Source organism: Desulfoconvexum algidum, from assembly GCF_055382125.1.
Window position 1 is genome coordinate 5,261,462 of sequence record NZ_AP042394.1, and the last position, 25,522, is coordinate 5,286,983.

The following is a 25,522-nucleotide window of genomic DNA, read 5'->3' on the forward strand; positions in this document are numbered from 1 at the left end:
ATAATCTAATTTCCAGTTATCTCAAATAGTTAATAAAGCTCAACCATTTAAGATTGAACATCTTAAGCAAAATAACATTGCAGATATAGAATTTCTATTTCCACATGTCAATAAAAATCCTGTGATTTAATAGTTTTTAAACGCAGAATGTACAAAGCTAGCGTGGGACTTAAGATGCGCACCTGCTATGGTTCGTTCAGATGCATTTGTGGGCCATGCGTCAATCAAATTTGTCAGAATCGCCTCTATCTGCTCCCGGCTGAATCCCGCCATAACCTCGACGAAGATATCGCTCAAGCCCGGTATTCCCCTTGGTCCAGGCTCTTCTGGGCTTAAAGCAGATTCTGACTTGTAATCCAATCCCCTGAGAAAACCCGTGACCGTTGCTCGCAAAACTCCTTCTCCCAGAAAAACCAAGGGCCCGACACCATCCAGACGATCCATCTGTATCCTCAGGGTCAAATTTAAAAAAAAGAAAAGAAGACCAGGCAAAACATGACCGACCGGGCCTTCCCCTGGATCGACTTCCATCAAGGAGGCATATCCGCGCACGGTGATCAATTTAACAGGCAATCCTTGGGCCAGGGGATCGACCACAAAATCCCCGGCAGCATGGTGCCAGGGGTGAATTTGTTCACCTGTATTAAGGTTATAATAGATTGTCAGGATATGGGCAATCTGCTCGTAGATAATCGCTGCCCTCGCCAGGGATAGATAGTCGACATCCCCGTTTGATGACCAGACCGCAACTTTAGGTTCCCCGTCACAATCGGAAATATGAAATTCCCGGAACCCCTCAAACCATTCTCCAAGAAAAAACCCCACTGAATTAAAATCCATAGGGGTAGCGTCTAAAGGAATATCATCAAAAGAAATCACTTTCTGAGAATTCGAAATTTCAAAGGCCTGGATTCTTGCCCCAAAAACCCGGGGGGTATAAGCAATTGCCTCTTGTTTTTCAAGATTGGCCAGCAATTGGTATTCCTTTTCTATCAAGGCAAGCCCGGGCCGGGAAACCGCCCCATTAAGCACAAGGGTGGCAGACCTGCCGGTTTTTGAGACAACCTTTATCCGCAGCGGGTGGTAGAAAGCACCATGCTTTTCAAGGAAAAGTTCCACCGCCCGGACAGGATCATTTTTTTCCCCCTTGCCAGCCATGAGAGACAAGGCCCTGGCAAGCAGTTGACAATTTTCTTTTTCTAAAAAAGTTCTGGCAGCCGAAAAATAATCACCAATGGTCGGTTCAGGCCCTGTGACAACTCCCGGGGCCTGAACATTCTTTAAGACTTCACCAGAGTTTCCAGACAGGGGAAAATGCCACAGGTCACTCTCACAGGAAACAGGCCCCTTCGCACCGGGAATATAAAATTTAAAGGAGGGGCAAGTGCTCATGCCTTTCTATGGGGAGCCAGTTCATCCAAAAGGGCTGGGGCCACTTCAAAACCTAAGTTCACAGCCTGGTCACAATGGATAATGGCCTTTTCATATTCTTCACTCTCAAGATAGGCAACGGCCAGGTTGTTATGGGCGATGGGAAATTTGGGCTCCACGGCAAGGGCTTCAAGATTGGCTTTAATGCCTTCGGGAATAAGGCCTTTCATGAAATAAGCGGTTCCCAGGGTAGTAAAGGCCTGGACAAAATTCTTGTTGTGAATAATGGCCTTCCTTAAATGTTTGATGGCCTTGTCCACTTTTTCTTCATCTTCCTTTGCATCCTTACCATCCACCAGCTGAAGCAGTACAAAGGCCATGTTGCCGTACCCTTCTGCAAATCCTGCCCGGGCTTTTGTGGCCCGCTGGTTAAACCGGTAACATCCTTCCAGATCATTTCTCTGGAGACAGATACCGCCCAGAAGCACATAGGCTTCGGCCAGACTGGGACTACAGTCAATGGCTTCATGGAGTTCATTTTCCGCATCCACATATTCCTTCTTTCCCATGAGTGCCACGGCCAGGTTATAATGGGTGGTGCCGCATTCATCATTGGTAGATAAGTGGGACCTTAAACTCGAAACTTTTTCGTCCACATTAGTTGACAGGTGGCTGGGGTCTTGAGTGTCTGACATCTATGACTCCTTCATATTAAATCTATTTTTGTATTGTTTTCTGTTAAAAACCTTATATAATAATATCCTCAACACAGGTGTCAAGGCATTTGATTCGAATAATAAATCTTGAACCCGCATCTCTCTTGTGATAGCACCTGATTTGCAAATAATCCAAAAAGATTAATTTATTTTTTACACTGCAGGAGTAAGTCGTTATGGAAAAAGGATGCTTTACCGCATTAATCACCCCATTTAATCGAGATGGAGAACTTGACAGACAAGGCCTTGACCAGCTCATTAATTTTCAGATCCAAAATGGCATCACCGGCATATTGACAACCGGGACCACAGGAGAGAGCCCGACCTTCAAGTGGAAAGAACACGACCATGTCATTGCCCTTACGGCCAAACAGACAAAAGGCAAATGCCTTTGCATTGCCGGAACCGGCAGTAATAACACAGAAGAAGCCCTTATGGGCGCAGGCTATGCCAACAAAGAAGGGGTGGATGCCATCCTCATGATGGATCCCTATTATAACGGGCCCTCTTCCCTTGAAATCAGGCGAGAGTATTATGAGGTGGTGGCAAAACAATATCCGGACATGGACATCATTCCCTATATTATCCCAGGGCGAACCGGTGCCCAGATGCTTCCCCAGGATCTTGCCATTCTGTCGGAAAACTTTGCCAATATCTCTTCTGTAAAAGAAGCCACGGGCAATCTTGACAATATGAAGCTCACCCGGAAATACTGCGGAAATAACTTTAACATCCTGTCCGGGGATGACGCACTGGTCTATGATATAATGATTGATCCTGAAATCAACGCCTGTGGTTCCTTTTCCGTCATGGCCAATATTGTACCCAAATTCATGACCCGGATGGTCACCCTGCTCAACCAGGGGAAAAAACAAGAGGCCTTAAAAATCCAGAATACGCTTAAACCCCTGCTGGATCTTGTGGTGGTGACCACCCAGGAAAAAACAAAAAATTATGGCCCTGTCGACTGCCGGGCAAGGAACCCGTTGCCCCTTAAAACCATGATGCAGCTCCTGGGCATGCCCTCCGGCCCCTGCAGAAAACCATTGGGAAAAATGACAGCAAAGGGATTTAACATTGTGCTGGAAGCCCTGAAGCAGGTCCAGGCAGACACACCGGACATATTCAAACCCATTGCCGATTTCTTCGACGTGGACATTGACGAACGGCTCAACAACACAGAATACCAGGCAACTCTCTGGTACGACTATTAGCCGGATCACCCTTAACCGATACCAGATTTTAAAGATAAAAAGGGTCGTGCAGCAGCTGCACGACCCTTTTTATCTTTCTATTTTTAGGGTTCCACGAAACCCTGCAAAAAAAAGTTTATTTTTTTATCTTAAACACCTCGGTGGGCGCCTGGAAGAATGTTGCATTGAGCCACTCAAATCCAAACTGAAGCAATTTGACCTCATCGGCCTTGATTTCTTCTATTTTTTGGGCAGGAATTTCATACCGGGTAAGGAATGAACTGTTAAAAACGAATTCCTTAAATTTATCAATATTATAGCAGACCATGAAAAATATTTTTTTGCTCTCTTCGGAAAGCCGCATACTGGCGGGCAATGATTTTTTCCGAACCATAAGATCCAGCCATCCGTCATTTACCTCGTCCCGAAGATTAACGCCCTGATCCTCCCGCCATTCTGCCACGGTCCATTCTTTATCTTCTTCAAAACCCAGACAATGGGCCTCCTTGACCGTAAAGAAGAACTCATCTTTTTTGCCATGCTCCCCGGTATAACTCAGGGCGCCGACTCCCAAGGGATAATATCGGCAAGTAGTGGGGCGATCTTCATAGATGACACACCCCTCCTTGTCCTCAACAAAGGGACAGGAACGTCGTTCGTCATCCAAAAGTTTCAGGGTCACCACGGGCATATCTGTTTTTTCAAGGATCTGGGGCTGGGTAAAAGCCGCCAGAAACTCCTCGGATGTCAACTCCAATTTTTTGCGCATGGTCAGGACATCATAGGGGGTAAGCATGATATCAATGCCTCGGCAGCAATCGGTAAAACACTTCACCCCTTTGTGGCATTTAAACTTGAACCGGCTTTTAAGACTCATTTGCTCAGGGGCTATTTCAGATGTTTTCTTTATATCTTCATTCATGGGGTATCCTCATCAATTTGTAACAGGTCACTTAAAGGTGTGGACTATACAAAAAAGATATAATAATGTCAAACGGATACAAGATTTGTGGCAGAACAAACAATTATGCCCCCGCATTAGCGCAGCTATACCCAGCTCTGAATAACCGGCATGGCCGGAGCATGGTATTTGCTTCTGAACACGACAAAAAATGAAACTCATACATTCGCAATATCTTGGCCAAAGTTTCATATAAAAAAAAATAAATTTGACATCTAAATCTCTTTTAAATAAAAAGTAAGGAATACATAAATTGTCATCTCTTTCCATAACCGTATAGGCCAGTCGCTGTGTTCTATTTTGACGACCTGAATCCAAGGAGTTTATATGAAGATCAAGAAAGCAGTTTTCCCGGTGGCAGGACTTGGCACCCGGTTTCTCCCCGCCACAAAAGCCATGGCCAAGGAAATGCTCACCGTGGTTGACAAGCCACTGATTCAATATGCCGTGGAAGAAGCCTTTGATGCCGGAATTGAACAGATTATTTTTGTAACCGGCAGGGGGAAAAAAGCCCTGGAAGACCATTTTGACAGATGCTTTGAAGTCGAATTGACCCTGAAAAACAAAGGCAAAACAGAACTGCTCAAACAGATCCAGGAACTGGTCCCCAAAACCGGGACCATTATTTATACTAGGCAAAACGAACCCCTGGGATTGGGCCATGCCATCTGGTGTGCCAGGGATATTGTGGGAGATGAGCCCTTTGCCGTCCTCCTTGCAGACGACCTGATTCAGACACACAAGCCGGTATTGAAGGAGATGGTAAAAAAATTTGACCGATTCCGGGCCTCCATTGCAGCGGTCATGGAAATCGATAACGACCAGACCGACAAATATGGTATTTTAGATGCCGTTAAATTGGAAGACAATATTTTCCAGATTAATGATATGGTGGAAAAACCCTTGCCGGAAAAAGCACCTTCCAATCTTGCCATCATTGGTCGATATATCCTGACACCCTCTATCTTTAGACATCTGGAGAAAAAAGAGAAGGGGGCGGGCGGGGAAATTCAGCTCACCGATGCCATGAAAGCCCTGCTCAAAGAGCAGCCCATATTTGGCTATAAATTTGAGGGCACAAGGTTTGATTGTGGAGACAAGGCCGGATTTCAAATGGCCAACCTGGCCTTTGCCCTGGAACGGCCGGAAATGAGAGAAAAGCTGATCCACTTTATCCGGGAAATTCAACGAGACTTTTAAATATTTTTGTAACGATTGTACAGGGTCATGACCTTTTGAACATAATTTTGGGTTTCTGTGTAGGGCGGGATCCTACGGTATCGGTCTACAGCCGTGGGTCCTGCATTGTAAGCGGCAAGGGCCAATGGCAGTTTGGCATCATATCGGTTTAAAAGCTGTTTCAAATACCGTGTCCCCCCCATGATATTCTGAGACGGATCAAAGGGATCTAAAACAGACAGGGCCCGATAATTATCTGGCATGATCTGCATGAGCCCCTTGGCCCCTTTTTTTGAAACAGCCCGGGGGTTAAAACCGGATTCTGCATGGATCACCGCTTTGATCAGGGAAAACGCAATCCCGTATTTTACCTGGGCTTTTCGAATAATAGCATCATAGGTTTTGGAAACAGAACCAACCGTTATTCCCACCGGTTTTTCCCTGATATACAATTTGAAACCAGATGCGGTGGGGGTATTGGTATAGTGAACAATACCCTCACTGTCAATATACCGGTAGATGTCCGCCCGGGAAGGACCCGGAAGGCAACAGACCAGAAAAAAAATCACCAGGAGGCTTACCCCCAAACGAAACGAACCCTCTCGATCAAGGGTATCGAAAACGCCTTTATTTATATTTGTTTTTCTTTTCAACCCTTTCCCTGTATTCCTTTAAGATCATCTTTTCCGGAAATATGGATTTGGAAATATAGGGTACCATGTTCTTTACAAAGGTGTCCACCTGGCTTTCAAAAACCGCATCCTTTTCCTTGGCCATGATCATATTTCGCTCACTCTTGTATTCATAGAGGATATCATCCCCCAGTATTTCCAAGATATCGGCAAACTTTGTATCTGATACCGCCTGTGCAGCAAAAAGATCTTTTTGGACCTGGATTTCCATCCGGGCCCCCATGATCACCACATAGGCATCTTCCCCTATTTTCCTGGATTCATCACGAATTTCCAGGGTAAGGCCATTTTCAAGTTCCATTGTTTTGAATATTATGTTGTTCATTTTTTCGTTTCCATGGTGTTATTTTTAACGGTTTTCAGGAGATATCTTCACCAAACAATTCCAATTGGATTTCTCGTTTCTTTTTCCTGACCCGGATGATATTCGTTTCGTATTGGGCCAATTTTTTCTCAATATCATCAATAAAAAAAGACCGTTGCCGGTTTTTACTGACGCCATATATGCGTCTTTTCTGGGCATAAGTCAAACAAAGAATATCCATGGCCCGGGTCATACCCACATAAAACAGGCGCCGTTCCTCTTCAAGATTATCACAGGTTTTCCCATCCCTTGCAAAGGGAATCAACCCCTGTTCGCACCCGGTGACAAACACCACAGGATACTCCAGTCCCTTGGCCGAATGCAGGGTCATCAGGGAAACTTTTTCAACGGACCCTGCCAAATGATCCGGGTCCTGGTCCAAAGCCAGATAATCCATGAAAGATTCAGGGTCTGGATAAAGACAGGCCAAAGAGATGAGGGTTTCATATGCCGTAACCAGGCCCTCATTTTGTTGGATCACCTGTCTCACATCCAGGAAATCAATTATAATTTCCAGGCAGGCACAGCTGTTCTTGTCACCGATCTGGTCAAAAATGGGTGCGATGATCTCCCGGGTCTGACCCTCCGTGTTCTGCTGAATTTTAAGACCTTTTCTTTGGGATAAAAGGTTAAAATGATCTCTGAGAATCTGGTAATCCATTTTATTGGCCCGGCGGGTGATGACCCTGAAAAGACTCAGTGCCTGCTGGATTCCGTCCTTGGAATAAAGGTTGGTTTTATCTGCTGTCTGAAAGGGAATCCCCTCTCGATGAAACACCTCAGCAAATGTATCCCCTTGTTTTTTTGTCCTGAAAAGAACCGCAACATCTGAAAAAGAATACTCTTTTTCTCCCATGGATATCCCACTGGTATTCAATTTCCCAGTGTCTAATTTCCCGGCGTCCATGGAAAAAAAAGACAGCCCGCCAACCAGTTTTTCTATCATCTTTCCCACGGCCACCGCCTCGGCTGTCTGGGTGGCGGTCTCCTTGACAATCAACCGTTGAGCGGTATTGAAATTGGAAAATATCGGAGACCCGTTGTTCTCAGCGGAACGCGAAATCATTTGAAAAGAAGCATCTAAGATGGTCTGGGTGGAACGATAATTCTGGTCCAGGAAAATCTTTTCACATCCAGGAAAATCTATTGCAAACCGTTTGAAATAGCGATTGTCCGATCCCCGGAACCCGTATATGGACTGATCCGGATCCCCGATCACCACAAGATTACTTGTTTGGGCCAGCAATTTGACCAGTTCATACTGAGCCATATTCAGATCCTGGTATTCATCAATAAAGATATGGGCAAACCTTTTTTGCACCTGGGCCAAAACCTTGGGCGACCCCTTCAGAAGGCGATGGAATAAAAAAATCAACTCTTCAAAATCCACCAGATTCAGCGCATCACATTGCTGCTGATAGGCAGTGTAAACCTGCCCGAGCACCCAAACCTCCCCCTTGCCTGCTATACAAGACAAATCATCATTAGGTCCCAGTAACTGCTGTTTACACAAAGAAATCATCCGGTCCAATTGACCCACCCCTTTTTTCCCGGAAAAAAGGCCCTTGCTCTTATTTTTCCTGACGCCCTTCTCCCTGATCCCATTTTCCAGGGTCAAATCAGGTTGAACAGCGGCTTCAAGCCCATTTTTAATAAGTTCCAGTCTCAGACGATCCTCCATAAGGCCTGCACTAAATTCAAACATCTCCTTTAAAAATTTCAGGCAAAATCCATGAAATGTACTTGCCAGAACCTTGTTGCCCTCCCTGGGAAGAAAGCCATCAATTCGCCGGGTAAGTTCTTGGGCCGCCTTGTTGGTAAATGTCAGTGCCAGGATGGCATTTGGGTCTGTTCTCTTTTCAGAGATCAGCGAGGCAATTTTGGCCGTCAATGTTCTGGTTTTACCCGTTCCAGGCCCTGCCTGGATCAAAATAGCCGGATTCTTGGATTCAACCGCCTGTTTTTGACCTGGATTCAATCCCTCTAAAAGGCCTAATTCCCTTGCCGGCTGAACTGGTTTGGGAAGAGTGGCGGGCCTTTTTTTAACCCTTGGTTTTTTTTCAACCCCTGATTTTTTTTCAATACGGGGCGGGACACTCTTTTCTTTTTTGGAGGCCCTGGGACTAGGCAGAATAAACGAAAGCGTTTTCTCCCCCCTGAGCGCTTGTTTTTCCTGACGGCTGAAAATATTCACCTTGCCGTATTCGCCATCAAATCCGGGATCTATCTGGATATCACCCCCCCGCATCTTCATGATGGCCTCGGCCAATAGCGGCACCCCGGCCTTTTTAATCTTCTCAAAGGAAAGTTGTGTCAGAAGGGGAAGTTCCGGCCCCAGGGCTTCAATGGCTTTTTGATAATATCCGGCTACGCGTTTGGTCTTGGGTCCAACCTCAAAAATTTGAGCTAAAATATCGGCCAGGGGAATAATATGGGTATAGGTCTGCCGGTTCTCAGGTACAAACCCTTCCCTTCTGTCAGCAAGTTCCTGGACCCGGTAAAGCACCCCCAGGGTCAGGGGTTTTTTACATACGGGACAGATGCCGCCCAATTTTACAGTGGCCTCAGGATTCAGACTGACATTGCATTTTCTGTGACCGTCATAATGGTATTTTCCCTGATGGGGAAACATGTCCAGGGTACCTTTAAACGCCTCACAATCCCGGGTCTCAAGGGCAGAGCGCATGGAAAAAAAATCCAGGTCCGTGTTAAATACCGAGGCATTCCTGCCCAGGTAACCCGGGGAATGGGCATCTGAATTGGAAATCAGGCTGACATGGTCCAAATCAGATACCCGCCAGTTCATGGGGGGGTCCGAAGAAAGCCCTGTTTCCACAGCAAAGATATAGCGTTTTAGATCTCCAAAACATTCTTCAATGGTGTCAAACCCGGATTTGGAACCCAACATGGAAAACCAGGGGGTCCAGATATGGGCCGGGACAAAAAAGCCGCGATCACTTGTTTCCAGCATAATCTCTAGGAGCGCCCTTGCATCCAGGCCCAATATGGGGCGGCCGTCTGATTTAATGTTTCCCAGGGCATCCAGCCTTGCATTAAATTTTTTAACGGCCAAAAGATCCGGAAAATAAACCAGGTTATGATTTTTGCGAACCCGTCCCTCTCGTTTATAGATATTGCTGATCTCTGTCTGCAAAATGAACCGGACCGGGTTCCGGCATGATGCTGGCACGGTTTGATCAATCTTTCGTGCAATTTCTGGCTTCAGGGAAAAAAGCCCGGGCTCGGTTTCTTCCAGCTTGGATTCGATTTGCTCAACCCATGCAGGAAAGGTAAAGTCCCCAGTCCCGACCACGGAAACCCCCTTGATCTGTGCGGTATAATAAAGGTTTTCCAGGTCCAGATTTTTGGATGTGGCACGCGAATATTTGGAATGGATGTGGAGATCTGCAATAAAGGTCATTTCTGTTTGCCATATATTTAAGGATTCAAATTGTTACCAATTTAATTTATTACATGATTTTTCCTTAATTTTAAAGCAGGTTTCTGGTAAAGAAGAGGAAAGAAGCAATTCCACCAATTTTGCAAAAAGCGAGAGAGGAAAAAAACGATGGTGATCCCCTATGATTGATCCGAAAGACTGCCAAACTCTTTTATCCTGAGAAAAAAAACAAACCCGGCAGCATCCCCTTAAAATATTGTCAACCGATCATGGGGAGCAAGAGAGGTTTGAATCCTTTGGCCGCAGCCTGGCAAGCCTTGCACCCTCCATCCGGGTAAACACATCTGCAAGGCAGACCCCGCTACCCGGATTGCTTCTAAGAGAGAATATCATCTATTCCGCCCTTGCCCTGGGCAAGGAACTGCCCCCGTTTTTAAAGGGACTCTCCTGTATCCAAACCCGGACGCCAGAACTTACCCCCCCCGTCCAGGCACTTTTAGACCAGATCCATGTTCCCTGCAACCTGACCCTCTATATTGCCATGGAGTGTCCCCATTGCCCCGGGGTGGTCAGCACCATTTTCCCTCTGGCCGTCTTCTCGGACAAAATCAATCTACACATTATCGATGGCACCTTGTTTCCCGAAACAGCCCAACGAGACAAGGTCATGTCCGCTCCCTGCCTGATCCTTGACAATGGATTCCGGTGGATCGGTGCCGTTACGGCAGAAGAGGTTCTTTCCATGATCACCCAGCGGGATGTGTCAAGCTTAAGTTCTCAAACCCTGAAAACCATTCTGGAACAGGGGGATGCCGACTGGATATCCCAAGAAATGATCCAGGCTGGCACCATTTTTCAAGGGTTTGTTCAATTATTGCGCCATGACACCTGGTCTGTTCGACTAGGGGCCATGGTGGTGGTGGAATCCCTGGCCGAAGAAAACCCGGAGCTGGCATTAAAATTATGTTCCCCGCTCATCCAGGCCTTTGAGCACAGTGAGATCCCTGTCCAGGGAGATATCCTCTATGCCCTTGGAGAAACCGGGAACCTTGAAACAAAGAGGTGGGTGGAGAAACGCATCCGGAACTTAAAAAATGAGGATCTCAAAGAAGCTGCTCAGGATGCCATTGATGCCATCGCATCAAGGTTCCCATAGAACAAGAAAGGACTGTCCGGCATTTTATTCCCTGTGGGTAACCGTCAGGGCCTGGAGTATAATAGATAATAAGATGCACAGATGTTAGGGCTGGGGTCCACATACGTTATGTTTCAAAGATAACGGAAATAAAAAACAGCAGAGCCTCCAAGAGACCCTGCCATTTTTATACCCGTGATTTTTCCCTGGCAGATTATCCCGGGGAATTCGAATATTATTTATTTTACATCCGCTTTTAATATTAATTTGTAGCCTTTGGCGGTGACATTCCTGGCATCTGAATGAATCATCACTGAATCCATGTACCGGCCTTTTTCAGGCAGGGTGATTGAAAGAGACAATGCCCTTGTCTTATCGGCCTTGATAATGAATGGCCCATCTTTTTTCTGGTCATAATAAAGGGTGCCCCGTTTTTTAGAGATCACCTTTGTTATCACCAGGTCTGCATCTCCGGTGTTGCGGATGGGAATTTCAATGGTCCGGGTATCAAGGGCTATGGCATATTCTATAAGGATTTTCCGATTGTCCACTTTCAGGACGCCCATGGGAATGGGATCCACATACCCGTTGAGCTCAATTTCAAAGTTTGCACCCCCGTCAATATCCGTGGCCACTGTCACCAGTTTATTGAACCGGCCCGGAAATTTGTAGGTATTGTAAACGATTGTCAATGTGGTTGCCTCTCCAGGATTTAATTCACGCTGACCCAGCGTGGTGGTGGTGCAAGCTCAGTTGGTTTTTACATAGACAATTTTGACAGGGTCTTTGCCTATATTTTTTAAGGTCACCTCTCGTTGCGCCCTCACCCCTTCGATGAGATTGCCAAAGACAATATCCTGGCTGGAGATAAAAAAGGCATCTGCATGGGCATTGGATGCCACCTTTTCTTGAACCGGTTCAGTGGATTTTTGATGGACCCAGCGTTTTTTATGGTCAAAGTTGAAATTTCTGTCCTGGCCAATGGTATGGCAAGTCCGGCAGGACGCATCAGAAGGGGTCATCGTTAAAAGGGAGGTGTCCCCCTCGCTTTCCACATGGTTTTTCCCGGGTCCGTGGCAGGATTCACACTGAACATCGGCAAGTTCCGGGGTCATGGCCATATCGATAAACCCCCCGTCTTCTTCAAAGGCCACCACATGGCATTCGACGCATCCTGCCGTGGTCTGTTTTTCTTTGCCCTGTTGCGCAAGGCTTTCAAAGGCATGGGCATGGGGGGTGGTTTTCCATCCCTCAACTTTATCTTCATGGCAACTAATACAGGCCTTATAGCCCACATAGTCCCCCAATAGTTCCGCGTTTGCTTTAAGCGGTGCCAGGGCAATTGCTGTGGCAACACAAAACATGAAAATATTTCGTTTGGAATTCATGATATTCTCCAGGCCCCGCAGGGCGTTTACGCATTCTCGGATTACACATCCAGAACAATCAATTACCGACAATCAATTGCAGGTAATGAGTGGTAAAGATCAGCAATTACAACCCTTGACCTCTTCAATAAACACTTTTTTCTTCAACTGACGAAGAAAATTTGTATCCACTCCCTCCACATCCAGCAACTCATCCATGTCCACAAATTCTTCATTTTCTGTCCTGAGTTCCAGGATAGCGGTGGCCATTTCTTCGGTAATTCCCACGGCGATGAGCTGTTCTTTTGTGGCCGAATTGAGATTCACCTTTCCGGCATTCTCATTCCCCGCATAAGCCGTCAGACACGTCAGAAATAGAAAACACCCCAAAACCAGTGTTGTAATCATTTTTTTCATTTTTATTCTCCTTTATTTTTTTTATAAGATATTACCATCCAAGGTAATGCCAGCTGTAACAGGAACACCAGAAGACAAGGGATATTCCATAGGATATACCGCGCTCCAGAACCTTACGTCCGACACCCCCTGTCTTACCCTTAAAAATACCCATGAACAGAGCCGATCCTGTCGAAAGAAACAGCATGATCATCAGACAGATAAATACAATATTTAAAAACATCAATCCTCCTAGTACCATCCCAGGTATTGAAATAGGGTTAACCCTGCCATGATGATCAGCGCAATGATGACCCCACAGGTATCCCGGTCCTTTTCTTCGACACCGGTGTTGGCCATGTAGTCAAACCCAGTGTCATCGGTGGTATGCATATTTTTTTCCATTTTTTTTCCTATTCTTTCCATATAAATGCTTTTAAAAAAAGTTTTCCATTTGTGAAACAGGGCCTGGGCTCCGTGGGCTTAGGCCGGGAACCATCCGGCTTTGACACAGAGCAAAATAGCGGCCAGAACCAGCACAATTCGAAGGGAACCTGCAATGGCGGTGACCAAAAATCCCTTGAGACCCGGGGCGGCAATGTCCTTGAAGGAAAGGCTCAGTCCAAGGGCTGATGCTGCCAGGGAAAAGTCCCATTTTACCATATTAAAAATCATGTGGTGGGCCGGTTCCTTGAACAGGTGCAGACAGGCCAGTATCCAGCAGAAGATGAATACGCCCAGCCAGATGGGAAAGGTCTTGATTCCCCTTGTGGCCATGACCTCTGGGTCATTGCGAAATTTTAATTTACGGATGAACATGACCGTAAAAACATAGAGAAACCCTGCCGGCATGATCACATGGCGGCCCACATCAAAGTACATGGCATATCTTCCGGCTTCGTACCCTCCGGAATAAGCCGCAAACAGCGCCTGGTGTCCGTTGCCCACCCCGGTAGCGGCGGCCAGCCCCAGGTATTTGGCTGGAATGCCGATCATCTCGCCCAGAATTGGCAGCAAAAACATGGCCACAAGTCCCCAGGCAATAACGCAGATGGCCCCATTAACCACCTGACCGCCCTTGGCCTTGATCAGGGGCATTAAAATGACACAGGCATGGGGATCACCCGTGGCAAGCCCACCGGCAATAATGGATCCGTGCCGGTCATCCAGCTTTAAATATTTTGCCAGCACAAGGGTGATGGTGGCCGTTGCAAACAAGGCCAGGGTACAGATTAAAATGGGCGCAATTCCCAGTTTGGATGCATGGAATATCATGAAATGGGGGGCCAGCATGATGATGCCCAATGGCATGAGCATGTGAATATAGCTCAATCCCCGCTTCCAGATGTCGGGCACGCCAAAGAGGTTGCCGATGATCAGCCCTAACAGCAACGGGTTCCACACAAAGTTGGAGTTGAGTATCTGAAACAGGGGCTGATGATTCAAGGGGCCTACCACTCCGTCCAGCCAGAAAAAAAGATTTTCAAGGGTAAAGGGGTTGGGCACACCTGGCAGGTTATTGGCAAATACGGCAATGAGCAACATGGCCAAAAGCCCTGGCAGAACAGTCTTATAGGAGTAAAGACTACTCAGGATGGACCGTCTTGAGCGATCATAGGCAGATGCCACGCCCCCCTGATTTGTTTTATATGTGGATACAATGCTATTCATGATCTGTTTCCTTGTGATAATTTCAATATAAGATATCCGTTTTTCAGCATTCTTACGTCCTGTTAACGCCGGATATGGGCACTGCCGCCGGTGTTAACTGACCCGGATAGTTTGACCGCCGGTTCTTTGGCACTGACCCGCCAGGATTCCATGAACCCAAGCCTGGGCAGCATGGAGAGCCGCAAAAAACCCTCTGTGGTGCCGGTCACACCAATGAGAACATCCATATTATTTCTGGGTCGAAATGCCAGGTTTTCAGTCTTGATGACCCCCTTTTTGGCATCATCGGTTTCCACGTGCCAGGCATGGATCATCTCCCCGTCAAAATCATCCAGCACCAGCCGGTATAAGGGGGTGCCGTCCTTTCGTTTCGGGCCTTCATAAACCGGATGGTCGTTGTCCAGAATAATCGGCTCAGGATTGTCCAGCAACACCTCGTTGAGCTGGTAGCAGTGGCCGCAGACATCCGGCCTTACCATGAAGCGGTGATCATACTCAAAGGGGGTGTCCCGTTTAAGGGCCTGGATCTGTGTGAACAAATAAAGCTGGACCTTGTCTTTGTTAAAGGGATTTTTGATATCCAGCTCTGCCAGTACAGTGTCGTGGAGAAACTGCATGGCTCGTGCCGCGGTCTGGTGCTGGGGCAAAAGATCAATCATTTCCTGGTTCAATGGCCCCAATACCTTAGATGCTGCCAGCTTTCCTTTGGTATCCCGGAGTTCAAGGGATACGGTTTTTGCCGTCTGATCCATTCCCGTACAAACAAGGGTATATGGGCCAAGTTTTACCCTTTCCCCCACCCCCAGATTCTTTTTCTTGGGTTTTTTATAGGTAAAGGTGATGCCCTCAATGGAGGGGGTACCAAACTCTTTGATTTTGATAAAATTTGAACCGGTATACTCAGGGATGATCCAGGTAGATCCTTCGGCAAACACCTCGGGAATATAATACCGGTCGCCATCCTCCGGGTTAAGGCCCTGGGCCATGAGAAAATGGGCCCCCCACCGGTTGCCTGAATATTTCATCAGGCTCAGTTCAGACACAGGGCGGTCATCCAGGTAATGCTTTTTGGTCATGCGAAGGGCTTTGTTGCGAACCCCCAGCAGCTTGTCCTGCCAAAACATGAGGTTACCGTCACCCATGGGCTGGTTCTTCCAGAAATCCACATTAAAATTGCGTTTTACAAAGGTGCTGGAGGTAAAGGTGGTGAGATAGGCCTTCTTGCCCAGCAAATGAAATGCCTCTCCTGCCAGGGTTCTCATGTTTCTGGCGTTTCTTGTGCTATAGCACAGCCCTGCCGGGGGAATCACCACCCGGTTTTTTCGCCAGTCGATGTAACTGCCCCGGATAAACACACTTTCCGAGGAGACCAGACGTTCCTTTTTCCGGTTTCTCACCAGCTTTCTTTTAAGTCCCTTAAGCCTGGGGACAAAGGGGGCGGTATGATCCGGCTCGTAAAAAGAGGCGTCGGATATCACCTTGGGATAGGAGGAAAAATGAGATTTTTCCACCACCGTGCCAAAGGACGAGTCTGCAAGGCGAGTCAAAAAGCTGTCTTCCAGAATGGGTTCCAGCACAGGGGAAGAACCCACAAAAAAGTCGATGTTTTCACGTCCTTCCTGGTCCCAGACCACCATGTTTTCCGTGCGCATGAAATAATAATCCCGCAGGTAGAGGTTACGAACCACCTTACCGTCAAATGTGTCCGCTGTGAGGGAAAAGGCGGGACGGTTCCACACATCAGACCATTTTACAGGCCCCTTGTGGGTGGTGTTTTCGTTGTCCAGGGTAAAGGGGGCATTGTTTTCAATGACCAGCCGTTTTAGCATGCCGGTGAGCATGCTGGGTTCCAATAGGACATTATACCGATGATCCAGGGGCCAGGGTTGATTGTTCTCCACATGGATCAACCCCCGGTAGATGACAAAATTAAGTTCTCCCTTTTGAAATCCATGGGATTTTGAAGTGGACCAGGGCACAAAGTCGGAATGCTTCATAAAAGAAGGATGCACCATCACCTCTATGCGCATGTCAAGTTCGGGCAGGGTCAGATGATACTTGTCCTTTTCCGTCATCAGGGTTTTATATCCCTGTGCGGTAACCGGCTTGACGAGCTTTTCTCCCAGAGTCTTCTCGCCAGAAAAATCTGTCACACGGACAAGCAGCCCGTCGGGCCTGCGAAAGGCATAAATCCGCTTGTTAAAATAATACCTGAAATCCTCCTGGCGCACATCCATGACAATGGGTCGGTGCATGGAAAAGGTGGCATGGGTTATGGCCGGAAATTCAAATTTTTCAAATTCCGCTGATTTAAACCCAATGTTGCTGGCCTTAAAGTGCATGGCACCATAATGATATTCTTTGTCCATGTAAAATTTTTGAAGCTGCCCCACATACCCTTCCCCGGTGGTAAGTTTGCGAACCTCCTCCCGGCCGGGAAAAGAAGTGGAAATGGGAAATTCCAGGGGCCAGCCGCCGGAAGGCGCAATGAGTGCCAGCTCGCCATATGGTTTTTCATAATGATCCGTGGCATAGTCAAACCAGAGGCGATACCCCGTGTCTGCAACAGGCTTGCGATCCCCGATCTTTACCTTAAAATCCTTTATCGTGTGGGTTTTAGTGGACAGATCCACCAGATAGGCGTGTTCACCCAGCACCAGAAATGGATCCCGCCTAAACGGCTGGGCATCCCCGCTGGTTTCGGAAATATAAAACAGCCCCCCTTGGGGAACCGTTGCCTGGCCTTTTTTTATGACACTCTGCCGGAGCACAACGGCTTCGGACAGGGCTTTTTTCTTCCCATATTGATTTTTATAGGTTTTGTTTCTTAATCCACTCAACTTGGGAAGAAACATCATATTTTCCGCCGGCTGAAGCCCATGGGGATCCACATCAGCCGCATGGGCTGAAAAGGGAATACTGAATATCACCCCCCATGAAATCAGGAGAATCGGCAATAGATACGTTGATATCTTTTTTTTCATTAACATCCTTGGTTTTGTCATCTTAATCATCCTGTGGCCCTTATTGTTTTAGGTTTTCAGACAAGCATTACAATAAGCGTACCAGATTATATTTTTTCCAAAAAAACTATTTCGGCAAAGGCGCATCTCCTGGTCCATCCATACCGTAGATCCCTTTATCCTGACATTGCCACATGGACATTCAATCCATTTCCAAGACCCAAAAGTAAATGCATTTTTTTGCCGGGGATCTTTTTTTGTGTGGTGGACCGCACACCTATTTTCCATTGTGCGGATTCAAGCACACCAAGGGGTTGTACCGCAGACATGGCGATGAAGGGAAAAGATATGCCTCCCCATGGTGATTGCTGCCCAGGGGGTTGATACCCTGGGGTTTGATACCCTGGGGGTTGATACCCTGGCTTACCTTCGGGTTTAATGGGGTGGCCTGGAATAAAACCACCATAAAATGCAAACAAATCAATTTTATGGTATTGTCTATGCATATAAATAAGGAATTAAGAAATACCCCTATGAAAAATCTTAGGATAATCGTTAACCGGATAACATTTATAAAAAGGGTGACCGTCCCATGAACCATTTTAACAATGCCTGCCGCATTCTGGCGCTGGCTTTTTTCTTCATGGTTTTTTCCCCGGGATCGTCTGCCTTTGGTGTTGAAAGAAAAATCATAAAGGTGGGAATCCGGACCTCCATCCCCCCCTATTGTTTTGTTTCATGGCGCCGGGGAAAAATGGCCCTACGGGGCATAAACGTTGATATTATGAACCAGGTGGCCCATCACATGGGCGTGGACATCAAGTACATCAAATGCGACAGCATTGAGTCGCGAAACAAAATGCTGGCACAGGGGAAAATCGACATGGCCGCCTTTTCCGGTATACCGGGAACTGGAAGAACCGGTTCTGAGTTTAATTATGTTCCCGTGGGGCTTCATCTCAACAGCCGGCTTTTTGTACATAAATCCTGCAACACCGTAGTCTGTGCCAAGGACCTGACCCAAAAGCGGGTGGCCATCATCCAGGGCTCCCAGGCCTTGATGCTCATGGATCCGCCCATTGAAAGCAATGCTTTTTATATGTCTACACCCCTGGAGGCCTTAAAATTGCTCGACACAGGTTTTGTGGACGTGTTTATTGCACCGGCTGAAGACATAGCCCAGTTTATCATAAAAGAGGAAGGATTTACAAATATCCGCAGGGTGGGGCTTGTTTTACACCGGACAAACCTGGGGATTGCGGTCCAGCAAAAAAATGAGATCCTTTATGCTCAGTTAATTAAAGTCATGTCACTGGTTCATAAATCCGGCGCTTTTAAAAAAATAGAAGATAAATGGTATGGCATCACCTATTCTCCAAGCTTTCTGGAACGATATACCCTCTATATTTATTCCGGCATCGGTTCGGTTATACTCATCCTTTTCATGGTCACCACCTGGAACTATCAGCTGAAAAAAAAGGTCCAGAAAATGACCGATAGTCTTCAGGACTCAAAGATCCGTTACAAAAATCTCATTGAATCTTCCCCGGACATGATTTTTGTCGTAAATGATCAGGGGATCATCCACCATGCCAACCGGGAGGCCAGAACCTTTCTCCCCTCCTCCATGAACCCGCATAATAGGACGATCAACTTTAAAGGGATACTGATCTCAAACGATAAAATAGAATTTAACACCTTTCTGGGGGAGGTGTTCAGCAAAAACAGCGCATCACGGGAGTTTCGTCTGAAAAATGCGTCGGGCAGTTTTCGGGAAATTGATGTGGCCGCCACCCTTTTGCCATCCACACCCTCTGAAGAACCCCAGGCCTGTTGTTTTGCCCGGGATGTCACCCAGCGAAACCGAATTGAACGAGACCTTGTCCAGGCAGACCGTATGGCCATCATCGGCCAGATGGCTGCGGATGTGGCCCATGAAATCAATAATCCCATCGGTATCATACGGGCCAATATCGACTTGATCCTGGCCCGGGGGTGGTTCACGGATGAGGCAAGGGAGTTTTTGGAATCCTGCCAGAGAAACACGATCCGGGCCGGAGGGTTCACCAAGGACCTCCTTGCCATGGCAAGACCCAAAACCCCTGAAATGAAAACCGTAAAATTATGGGAACTGGTTACCTCAACCCTTGACATGATGGGGGCCCATCTCAAACGAATTGAGATCACCCAGAAAACCAAAGGAGAACCCGCCCTGGTCTGGGGGGATGCAAATCTACTGCAGCAGGTTTTGGTCAACCTTTTGCTAAATGCCGTATCGGCCATGAAAAACACCCCGACCCCACGGCTCACCGTCACCTGCTGTGTGCCTGAAGGATCCGGTATGGCAAGGCTTCGGGTTGAAGATGTGGGGGTGGGAATACCCAAATCCCATCTGACAGAAATCTTTGAACCCTTTTTCACCAAAGGCAAAAAAGAGGGATTTGGTCTGGGCCTGTTCATCTCCAATCGCATTATTGAAAATCACAACGGCATTATTTATTGTGAATCTGAGCTTGAAAAAGGCTCGGAGTTCATCATTGAAATGCCGTTGATGGAAACCCGAGACAATCGGCAGGCAGTCCCTGTAAACAAGGAAGTTTGTCATGAAACATAAAATTTTATTCATTGATGATGAACCCGATTTTCTCAGGGTTCTTGAAAGTTATTTCAACTATGGCCAATTTCAGGCCCAAACCGCCACATCAGCGGAAAACGCATTGTCTCTAATGGATCAGACCCAATTTGATGCCATTGTCAGCGACATGTCCATGCCCGGCGGCATGAGCGGGCTTGCGCTGATCCAGGAAATCAGGAAGATAGATCCCTTGCTGCCCATCATCATCATGACCGGTGTGGGCACCATTGAAAGTGCGGTGGAAGCCATTCAACAGGGTGCCTTTCATTATATTACCAAACCCTTTGCCCCCGGCGACCTGGAGATCACCCTCCAGCGGGCCATTGAAAATGGGCGCCTTCACCGGCAACTGGCCCGACATGAAAAAAATACCAGGGAAGATAATTTAATTGTCGGCAGCAGCCGTCAGATGCAGGATGTGATGCACACCATTGAAAAGGTCGCCCCTTCAGATGCCCCCATCCTTCTCATGGGGGAAACCGGCACGGGAAAATCCATGATTGCTAGAACCATCCATGAAAAGAGCAGTCGGGGTTCGCAGTCTTTTTTGACCATTGACTGCGCTGCCCTTGCCGAGACCCTGCTTGAAAGTGAGCTTTTTGGCCATGTGAAGGGGGCGTTTACCGGGGCAAGCGCAGCCAAAAGGGGCTTGCTGGAAGAGGCCCACGGCGGAACTGTGTTTTTAGATGAAATCGGTGAACTCACCTCTGCCACCCAGGTGAAGCTCTTAAGGGCTATCCAGGAACTGGAGATCAAACCCGTGGGGGGAAACCGGTCGGTTAAAATTGATGTACGGTTCATTTCCGCCACCAGCAGGGACCTTGAACGAGAGATTGAAACCAAAGGATTCAGAAAGGACCTCTATTTCCGCCTGGCAGTGATTCCCCTTCACCTGCCCCCCCTGAGGGAAAGACAATTTGATATTCCATTGTTTGCGACCCATTTTTTAACAAAATTCAACCAGCGCTATAATAAAAAGGTTGTCCGTCTCGAACCCGATATTTTGCAAACCCTCCAGACCATGCCCTGGAAGGGCAATATCCGTGAACTGGAAAATGCCATGGAACGGGCTGTTCTTCTGGCAGAAGGCGATGTTTTTACCCCGAATCTGCTCAGCTTTAACATCAAAGCTGGCATTATCCAAAATGTCCAGCAACCCCTCTGCCTTAAAAAAGTGGTGGAAGAGGCAGAAAAAATCGCCATCCGGGAGATGCTGGAACAGACCGAAGGCAATCGCACCCAGGCGGCAAAAAACCTGGGCATTGGCAGGCGGACTCTGTATGATAAAATGGAATTTTTTCACATCGAATAAGATCCCTTTTGTGTACGGTGGGACGCACAGCCCCCTGGCCTATGTACACATCTCCGCACACCCATCCCTTTGACAAAAACCTTTCCCCAATTTTTTTTAGGATCATTACCATGAAAGCCGCTGGGTTTCGGGCTTTTTTTAAAAAAATAGATACCGGGCACATGATTTGCAAAAGAACAGGAAAAAAGACAAGCGTGACGCGGTGATTATATGTCCAAAATTGTGTCGTTGATTGAATTCGATTTAACTAGAGAAGGAGTTCTTGAATGGATCAAAATAGAAGAGATTTTATCAAAGGGGTTGCCGTTACTACCATTGCCCTGGCCGTGACCAACCCCATCAAAGCATTGGCATTTCCCACGGTTTTCCCCCATGGCACCACCATTTATAATCCGGAAAAATGTTATAACGGGTTCACCGTTTTTGGCACGGAAGTTGTGGACCAGGGAACCGTAATGGTCAATATGAACGGTGATGTGGTAAAACAATGGAACACCATCTGCCAGGCGGAACATCCCGCAAAATTGCTAAAAGGCGGTTACCTGGCAGGCACCTCCCGGCCGGCTCCGGATAAAAAAGGGCGCATCTGGGACGATGAACACTCCACCGATCTTGTGGTGGTTGACTGGGACGGCAACGTGGTTCGAAAAATCCCAAAGGCCGGCATGCACCATGACTACCAGTTTGAAGGCAATCCAGTGGGATACCACGTTCCGGGCATGCCCGTGGACAACTACAAGGGAAAGATGCTGATCCTTTCCCATAAAATGGTTAAAAATGCCGCCATCTCAGACAAAGATCTGTATGATGATTATATTGCCGAAGTGGATGCCGATGGCAAGATCATCTGGGAGTGGCTGGCCAGCGACCATGTGGAAGAGATGAACTTTCCCGAATCCTTCCGCAAAGCCATGTATAAACACCCCACCTATTCCATGACACGAACCCCCGGTGTCAAGGGCGGAGACTGGATCCATGTCAACGCAGCTTCTTATTTAGGCCCCAACAAGTGGTATACTGAAGACCCGGAACTTTATAAAATGTTTCATCCGGAAAATGTCATTATTTCCAACCGCCAGACCAACACCAGCTGCATCATTGATAAAAAAAGCGGTAAAATCGTCTGGCAGATCGGTCCCCTCTACTATGCAGACTCCAAGTGGGTGTTCAATGGCAAGTACTACAAAAGAGCCTACAAACGATTGGGCCAGATTATTGGCCAGCATCACACCCACATGATTCCCAAAGGTCTTCCCGGCGAGGGAAATATCATGATCTATGACAATGGGGGATATGCCGGTTACGGCCCCCGGAACCCGGGGGCCCATTTTGGATGGTCCGATGCCAGAAGGGATTACTCACGGGTGATTGAAATTGATCCCCGCACCTTGAAAATTGTCTGGGAACACTCGGCCAAAACCATGGGATTGCGCAACAAATACCAGTTTTATTCAGACTATGTCAGCTCTGCCCAGCGGCTGCCCAACGGCAACACATTTATCACCAACGGTGCGGTTGGCCAGTTCCAGGAAGTGACCCCGGACCATGAAATTGTATGGGAGTACATCAGCCCCTATTACACTAAAAAAGGAAATTACAACCTGGTCTACCGTGCCTATCGGGTTCCCTATGACTATGTCCCTCAACTGGGAAAACAAACTGAAAAAGCGGTAATTCCACCGGATCGCAAAACCTTTCGGATAAAAGCCCAGGGGTGATCCGTTTTACCATGTAAATAAGGCCCCCATGGGGTCCAAATGCAGATGCCCGTTGTTATCAGATGCCGGGCATCTGCCCAAACCAAACGGAGATCGTTGAAATGAAAAAAAATATTAAAGCTATGGTACTCATATTGTTCCTGGGACTTTCTTTTTTTGCCGGCAATGTCCTGGCAGAAGACGAAATTGTCAGCCTGAACAAAGCCTCCCTGGAACAGATTCAGACACTTTTTGAAGAGCTGGACCTTCCGGCGGAACTGGCCCAGGCCCTGGTGACCTATCGCAAGGCCAATGGAGATTTTAAGACCGCCGAACAGGTGGTCAATGTTCCGGGCATGACCCAGGATTTTATTGAAGAGCTCAACCCCCAGGACATGGACGGGGACATTGTCTATGACCCAGATGCGGAACCAGCACTGGCGCCGTCCAAGTGCTGATGTAAGGTGTATGGTTGAACCTCGCTTTGCAAATTTTTAACACGATTCAATTGAACTTGATTTAAGGAGATTAAAATGAAAACAACAATGATTAAAAAATATCTATGCGCAACACTGGTCCTGGTTGCAGCCCTGGCAGTTACCTGCTTTCAGCAGCCTGCTTTTGCCGGCACGGACGATGACTTCATCAGTTTTAATACCGCCCCGGCGTCTGACTTCATGAAAATCCAGATCGTAGAAGTCCCGGAAGCAGTTGCCAAGGGGATTGTGAGCTATCGGGAGGCCAATGGTCCCTATAAGGTTGCCGAAGATCTGAAAAAAGTGCCCGGCATGACCGATGAGCTTTACAAAATGCTGGATCCCTTTGATGAAGAAGGGGATATTGTTTTTGAAAAAGCTGGTGAGCCCGGCATGAATGCCTACTAACACTCTGGATTAATCTGATATGATTTTGTTTGACAATAACAACGCATCATTAAGCCCTTGGAGAAAAGGAACAAAATGAAACGAAATTTGATAGTTTGTGCGGGATTGATATTCATGCTCACCTGTCTGTCACCTGTTTATGGGTATGAATCCTTGACCGGTCCCACAGGCGTCCTGGCCTATGACCAGGAAAAAGCCTATGACGGGTATACCCTGTTCAGTCCCATGATCGGGTGCAAGACCACCTACCTTATCGATATGGAAGGCAATGTGGCCCATACCTGGGAAAGCCAGTATACCCCCGGGCTTTATTCCGAACTTCTTCCCAACGGCCACCTGCTACGCGCTGGCGTCATTCCCCAGCCAAGAGGGGAAAAATTTTGTGCAATAGGGGGTGTCGGCGGTATCATTGAAGAGTTTGACTGGGATGGAAACCTGGTCTGGTCCTACAAATTGTTTGAAACCGGCAAGGAGATCCAACATCATACCTTTGCCCGCATGCCCAACGGCAACACCCTGATCCTGGCCTGGGAAGCCAAGACCAAACAGGAAGCCATAAACAAGGGCCGTGATCCAAAAACAATCCCTTCAAAACCGGTCCGGTATAAAAAAGTCATGCATGATGATTTCTGGGTGGACTTTATTCGCGAAGTGGATATGAATGGTAAAACCGTATGGGAATATCATATGTGGGATCATATTGGTACCGGACCGGACCAGTTTGACATCAATTACCATTTGCCTGCTCATGTGGGCCATGGCATCCTGTATCCCGACCTGGACTGGAGCCATTGCAATACGGTAAATTATATCCCCGAGACAGATACCATTGTTTTAAATTCCCGGAATTTTTCCGAATTTTTCTTTATTGATCACAAGACCGGTAAGATGACCTACCGCTGGGGCAACCCTTCCACCCATGGTCAGGGACAACGACCCGGATGGTACGACAATGGCGATCAGAAGGTTTTTGGGTCTCATTGTGCCACCCCCATTGCCAACGGCAATGTGTTGGTGTTTGACAATGGGTCTGAACGCCCTGAAGGCAATCGATCCGCCGCTGTGGAAGTGGATCCAAAAACCAGTGAAATTGTCTGGGAATATCATTCAAAACATCCCAACGGGTTCTACTCCTATCGCCAGGGGTCTGTACAGAGACTTGCCAATGGCAATACCTTTATCACCTCTACCCATGGCGGACACATGATCGAAGTTACCAAGGAAAAACAAGTGGTCTGGGAATATGTCAGCCCGATTTTTAAAAACAAGGCCAAGTGTGTGGTAGGTGAAGCCGATGCATTCCCGGAAAAATTTCATCTAAACAGCATGTTTAATATGGTCCACAGGGCATACCGTTATGGAAAAGACTACTCAGGATTAAACGGCAAAGACCTGACACCTAAAGCGCCCCTGGGTGGATGTCAGCAATTTTACAAAGTGTATAAATAACCGGCCCCTTTTAGCCTGAATATGGCTGAAAGGCGTTCCTATAAATCGGTATTTCTGAATTGAATAATTCTGATACTTGATCAGTTCAGGGATGCACACGGATGGCAGTGACCCTCACCCCAAATTAGGGGTGAGGG

The 25,522-nt window shown here is 47.3% G+C and carries 21 protein-coding genes and 1 pseudogene; 9 read left to right on the plus strand and 13 right to left on the minus strand.

The features are described 5' to 3' along the window. Positions 1-126: 126 nt before the first annotated feature. Together ACZ45G_RS23765 and ACZ45G_RS23770 are read right to left on the minus strand one after the other, a co-directional pair. Positions 127-1,392 (minus strand): hypothetical protein, encoded by a 1,266-nt coding sequence (locus ACZ45G_RS23765; protein WP_464173003.1) that lies wholly within the window; start codon positions 1,390-1,392, stop codon positions 127-129. After that, positions 1,389-2,066 (minus strand): tetratricopeptide repeat protein, encoded by a 678-nt coding sequence (locus ACZ45G_RS23770; RefSeq protein WP_464173004.1) that lies wholly within the window; start codon positions 2,064-2,066, stop codon positions 1,389-1,391. Before ACZ45G_RS23770 ends, ACZ45G_RS23765 begins: the two co-directional genes overlap by 4 nt. A 197-nt stretch (positions 2,067-2,263) precedes the next feature. On the opposite strand from ACZ45G_RS23770, the gene dapA reads away from it, so the two are divergent. Next, entirely contained in the window at positions 2,264-3,301 is a 1,038-nt protein-coding gene (gene dapA, locus ACZ45G_RS23775) for a 4-hydroxy-tetrahydrodipicolinate synthase (RefSeq protein WP_464173005.1), read from the plus strand. A gap of 115 nt (positions 3,302-3,416) precedes the next feature. On the opposite strand, the gene ACZ45G_RS23780 is transcribed toward dapA, so the two are convergent. Next, positions 3,417-4,202, minus strand: coding sequence for a YkgJ family cysteine cluster protein (locus ACZ45G_RS23780; RefSeq protein ID WP_464173006.1), 786 nt, complete (start codon positions 4,200-4,202; stop codon positions 3,417-3,419). A 366-nt stretch (positions 4,203-4,568) separates the two neighbouring features. Between ACZ45G_RS23780 and galU the strand changes: the two genes are divergently transcribed. Next, complete coding sequence (gene galU / locus ACZ45G_RS23785) at positions 4,569-5,441, plus strand: UTP--glucose-1-phosphate uridylyltransferase GalU (protein WP_464173007.1); 873 nt, start codon at positions 4,569-4,571, stop codon at positions 5,439-5,441. Here the strand turns inward: galU and ACZ45G_RS23790 are convergent. From ACZ45G_RS23790 to ACZ45G_RS23800, 3 genes are read right to left on the minus strand one after another with little or no spacing between them, the layout of a single operon-like run. Further along, positions 5,438-6,073 (minus strand): transglycosylase SLT domain-containing protein, encoded by a 636-nt coding sequence (locus ACZ45G_RS23790; RefSeq protein WP_464173008.1) that lies wholly within the window; start codon positions 6,071-6,073, stop codon positions 5,438-5,440. The two genes, galU and ACZ45G_RS23790, sit on opposite strands and share 4 nt — an antisense overlap. Continuing rightward, a complete protein-coding gene (locus ACZ45G_RS23795) occupies positions 6,048-6,437 on the minus strand; it encodes a hypothetical protein (protein WP_464173009.1) in 390 nt (129 codons plus the stop codon). The genes ACZ45G_RS23790 and ACZ45G_RS23795 overlap by 26 nt, the downstream gene beginning before the upstream one ends. 34 nt (positions 6,438-6,471) lie before the next feature. Beyond that, on the minus strand, positions 6,472-9,897 hold the full coding sequence (locus ACZ45G_RS23800; protein ID WP_464173010.1) for a UvrD-helicase domain-containing protein: 3,426 nt from the start codon (positions 9,895-9,897) through the stop codon (positions 6,472-6,474). Positions 9,898-10,132: 235 nt separating this feature from the next. Between ACZ45G_RS23800 and ACZ45G_RS23805 the strand changes: the two genes are divergently transcribed. Beyond that, positions 10,133-11,032: a thioredoxin family protein gene (locus ACZ45G_RS23805; protein WP_464173011.1), complete on the plus strand. Its 900-nt coding sequence runs from the start codon at positions 10,133-10,135 to the stop codon at positions 11,030-11,032. A gap of 218 nt (positions 11,033-11,250) precedes the next feature. On the opposite strand, the pseudogene ACZ45G_RS23810 reads toward ACZ45G_RS23805, so the two are convergent. The 7 genes and pseudogenes from ACZ45G_RS23810 to ACZ45G_RS23840 form a co-directional block, all read right to left on the minus strand. Then, positions 11,251-11,745: pseudogene (locus ACZ45G_RS23810) on the minus strand (hypothetical protein); the annotation flags it as partial. Between the two features lie 15 nt (positions 11,746-11,760). Further along, positions 11,761-12,399, minus strand: a complete 639-nt coding sequence (locus tag ACZ45G_RS23815; RefSeq protein WP_464173012.1) for a multiheme c-type cytochrome — start codon at positions 12,397-12,399, stop codon at positions 11,761-11,763. Between the two features lie 99 nt (positions 12,400-12,498). Further along, positions 12,499-12,795 carry a ComEA family DNA-binding protein gene (locus tag ACZ45G_RS23820; protein WP_464173013.1) on the minus strand — a complete coding sequence of 99 codons (297 nt, stop codon included), beginning with the start codon at positions 12,793-12,795 and terminating at the stop codon, positions 12,499-12,501. 31 nt (positions 12,796-12,826) lie between these two features. Beyond that, on the minus strand, positions 12,827-13,018 hold the full coding sequence (locus tag ACZ45G_RS23825) for a hypothetical protein (protein WP_464173014.1): 192 nt from the start codon (positions 13,016-13,018) through the stop codon (positions 12,827-12,829). Positions 13,019-13,026: 8 nt separating this feature from the next. Continuing rightward, positions 13,027-13,179: a hypothetical protein gene (locus tag ACZ45G_RS23830; protein WP_464173015.1), complete on the minus strand. Its 153-nt coding sequence runs from the start codon at positions 13,177-13,179 to the stop codon at positions 13,027-13,029. A 78-nt stretch (positions 13,180-13,257) separates the two neighbouring features. Further along, positions 13,258-14,445 carry a putative sulfate exporter family transporter gene (locus ACZ45G_RS23835; RefSeq protein WP_464173016.1) on the minus strand — a complete coding sequence of 396 codons (1,188 nt, stop codon included), beginning with the start codon at positions 14,443-14,445 and terminating at the stop codon, positions 13,258-13,260. Positions 14,446-14,507: 62 nt separating this feature from the next. Beyond that, a complete protein-coding gene (locus tag ACZ45G_RS23840) occupies positions 14,508-17,429 on the minus strand; it encodes a hypothetical protein (protein ID WP_464173017.1) in 2,922 nt (973 codons plus the stop codon). Between the two features lie 571 nt (positions 17,430-18,000). On the opposite strand from ACZ45G_RS23840, the gene ACZ45G_RS23845 reads away from it, so the two are divergent. The 6 genes from ACZ45G_RS23845 to ACZ45G_RS23870 all read left to right on the plus strand — a co-directional run bounded on the left by ACZ45G_RS23845 (position 18,001) and on the right by ACZ45G_RS23870 (position 25,385). Next, positions 18,001-20,022 carry an ATP-binding protein gene (locus ACZ45G_RS23845; protein WP_464173018.1) on the plus strand — a complete coding sequence of 674 codons (2,022 nt, stop codon included), beginning with the start codon at positions 18,001-18,003 and terminating at the stop codon, positions 20,020-20,022. After that, on the plus strand, positions 20,012-21,355 hold the full coding sequence (locus ACZ45G_RS23850; RefSeq protein ID WP_464173019.1) for a sigma-54-dependent transcriptional regulator: 1,344 nt from the start codon (positions 20,012-20,014) through the stop codon (positions 21,353-21,355). Before ACZ45G_RS23845 ends, ACZ45G_RS23850 begins: the two co-directional genes overlap by 11 nt. A gap of 266 nt (positions 21,356-21,621) precedes the next feature. Then, a complete protein-coding gene (locus ACZ45G_RS23855) occupies positions 21,622-23,073 on the plus strand; it encodes an aryl-sulfate sulfotransferase (protein WP_464173020.1) in 1,452 nt (483 codons plus the stop codon). 101 nt (positions 23,074-23,174) lie between these two features. Next, the gene (locus tag ACZ45G_RS23860) at positions 23,175-23,510 is read left to right on the plus strand and encodes a ComEA family DNA-binding protein (protein WP_464173021.1); all 336 of its coding nucleotides are present in this window, start codon (positions 23,175-23,177) and stop codon (positions 23,508-23,510) included. A 75-nt stretch (positions 23,511-23,585) separates the two neighbouring features. Further along, positions 23,586-23,936 carry a ComEA family DNA-binding protein gene (locus tag ACZ45G_RS23865; RefSeq protein WP_464173022.1) on the plus strand — a complete coding sequence of 117 codons (351 nt, stop codon included), beginning with the start codon at positions 23,586-23,588 and terminating at the stop codon, positions 23,934-23,936. A gap of 75 nt (positions 23,937-24,011) precedes the next feature. Next, positions 24,012-25,385 (plus strand): aryl-sulfate sulfotransferase, encoded by a 1,374-nt coding sequence (locus ACZ45G_RS23870; protein WP_464173023.1) that lies wholly within the window; start codon positions 24,012-24,014, stop codon positions 25,383-25,385. Positions 25,386-25,522 lie beyond the last annotated feature (137 nt).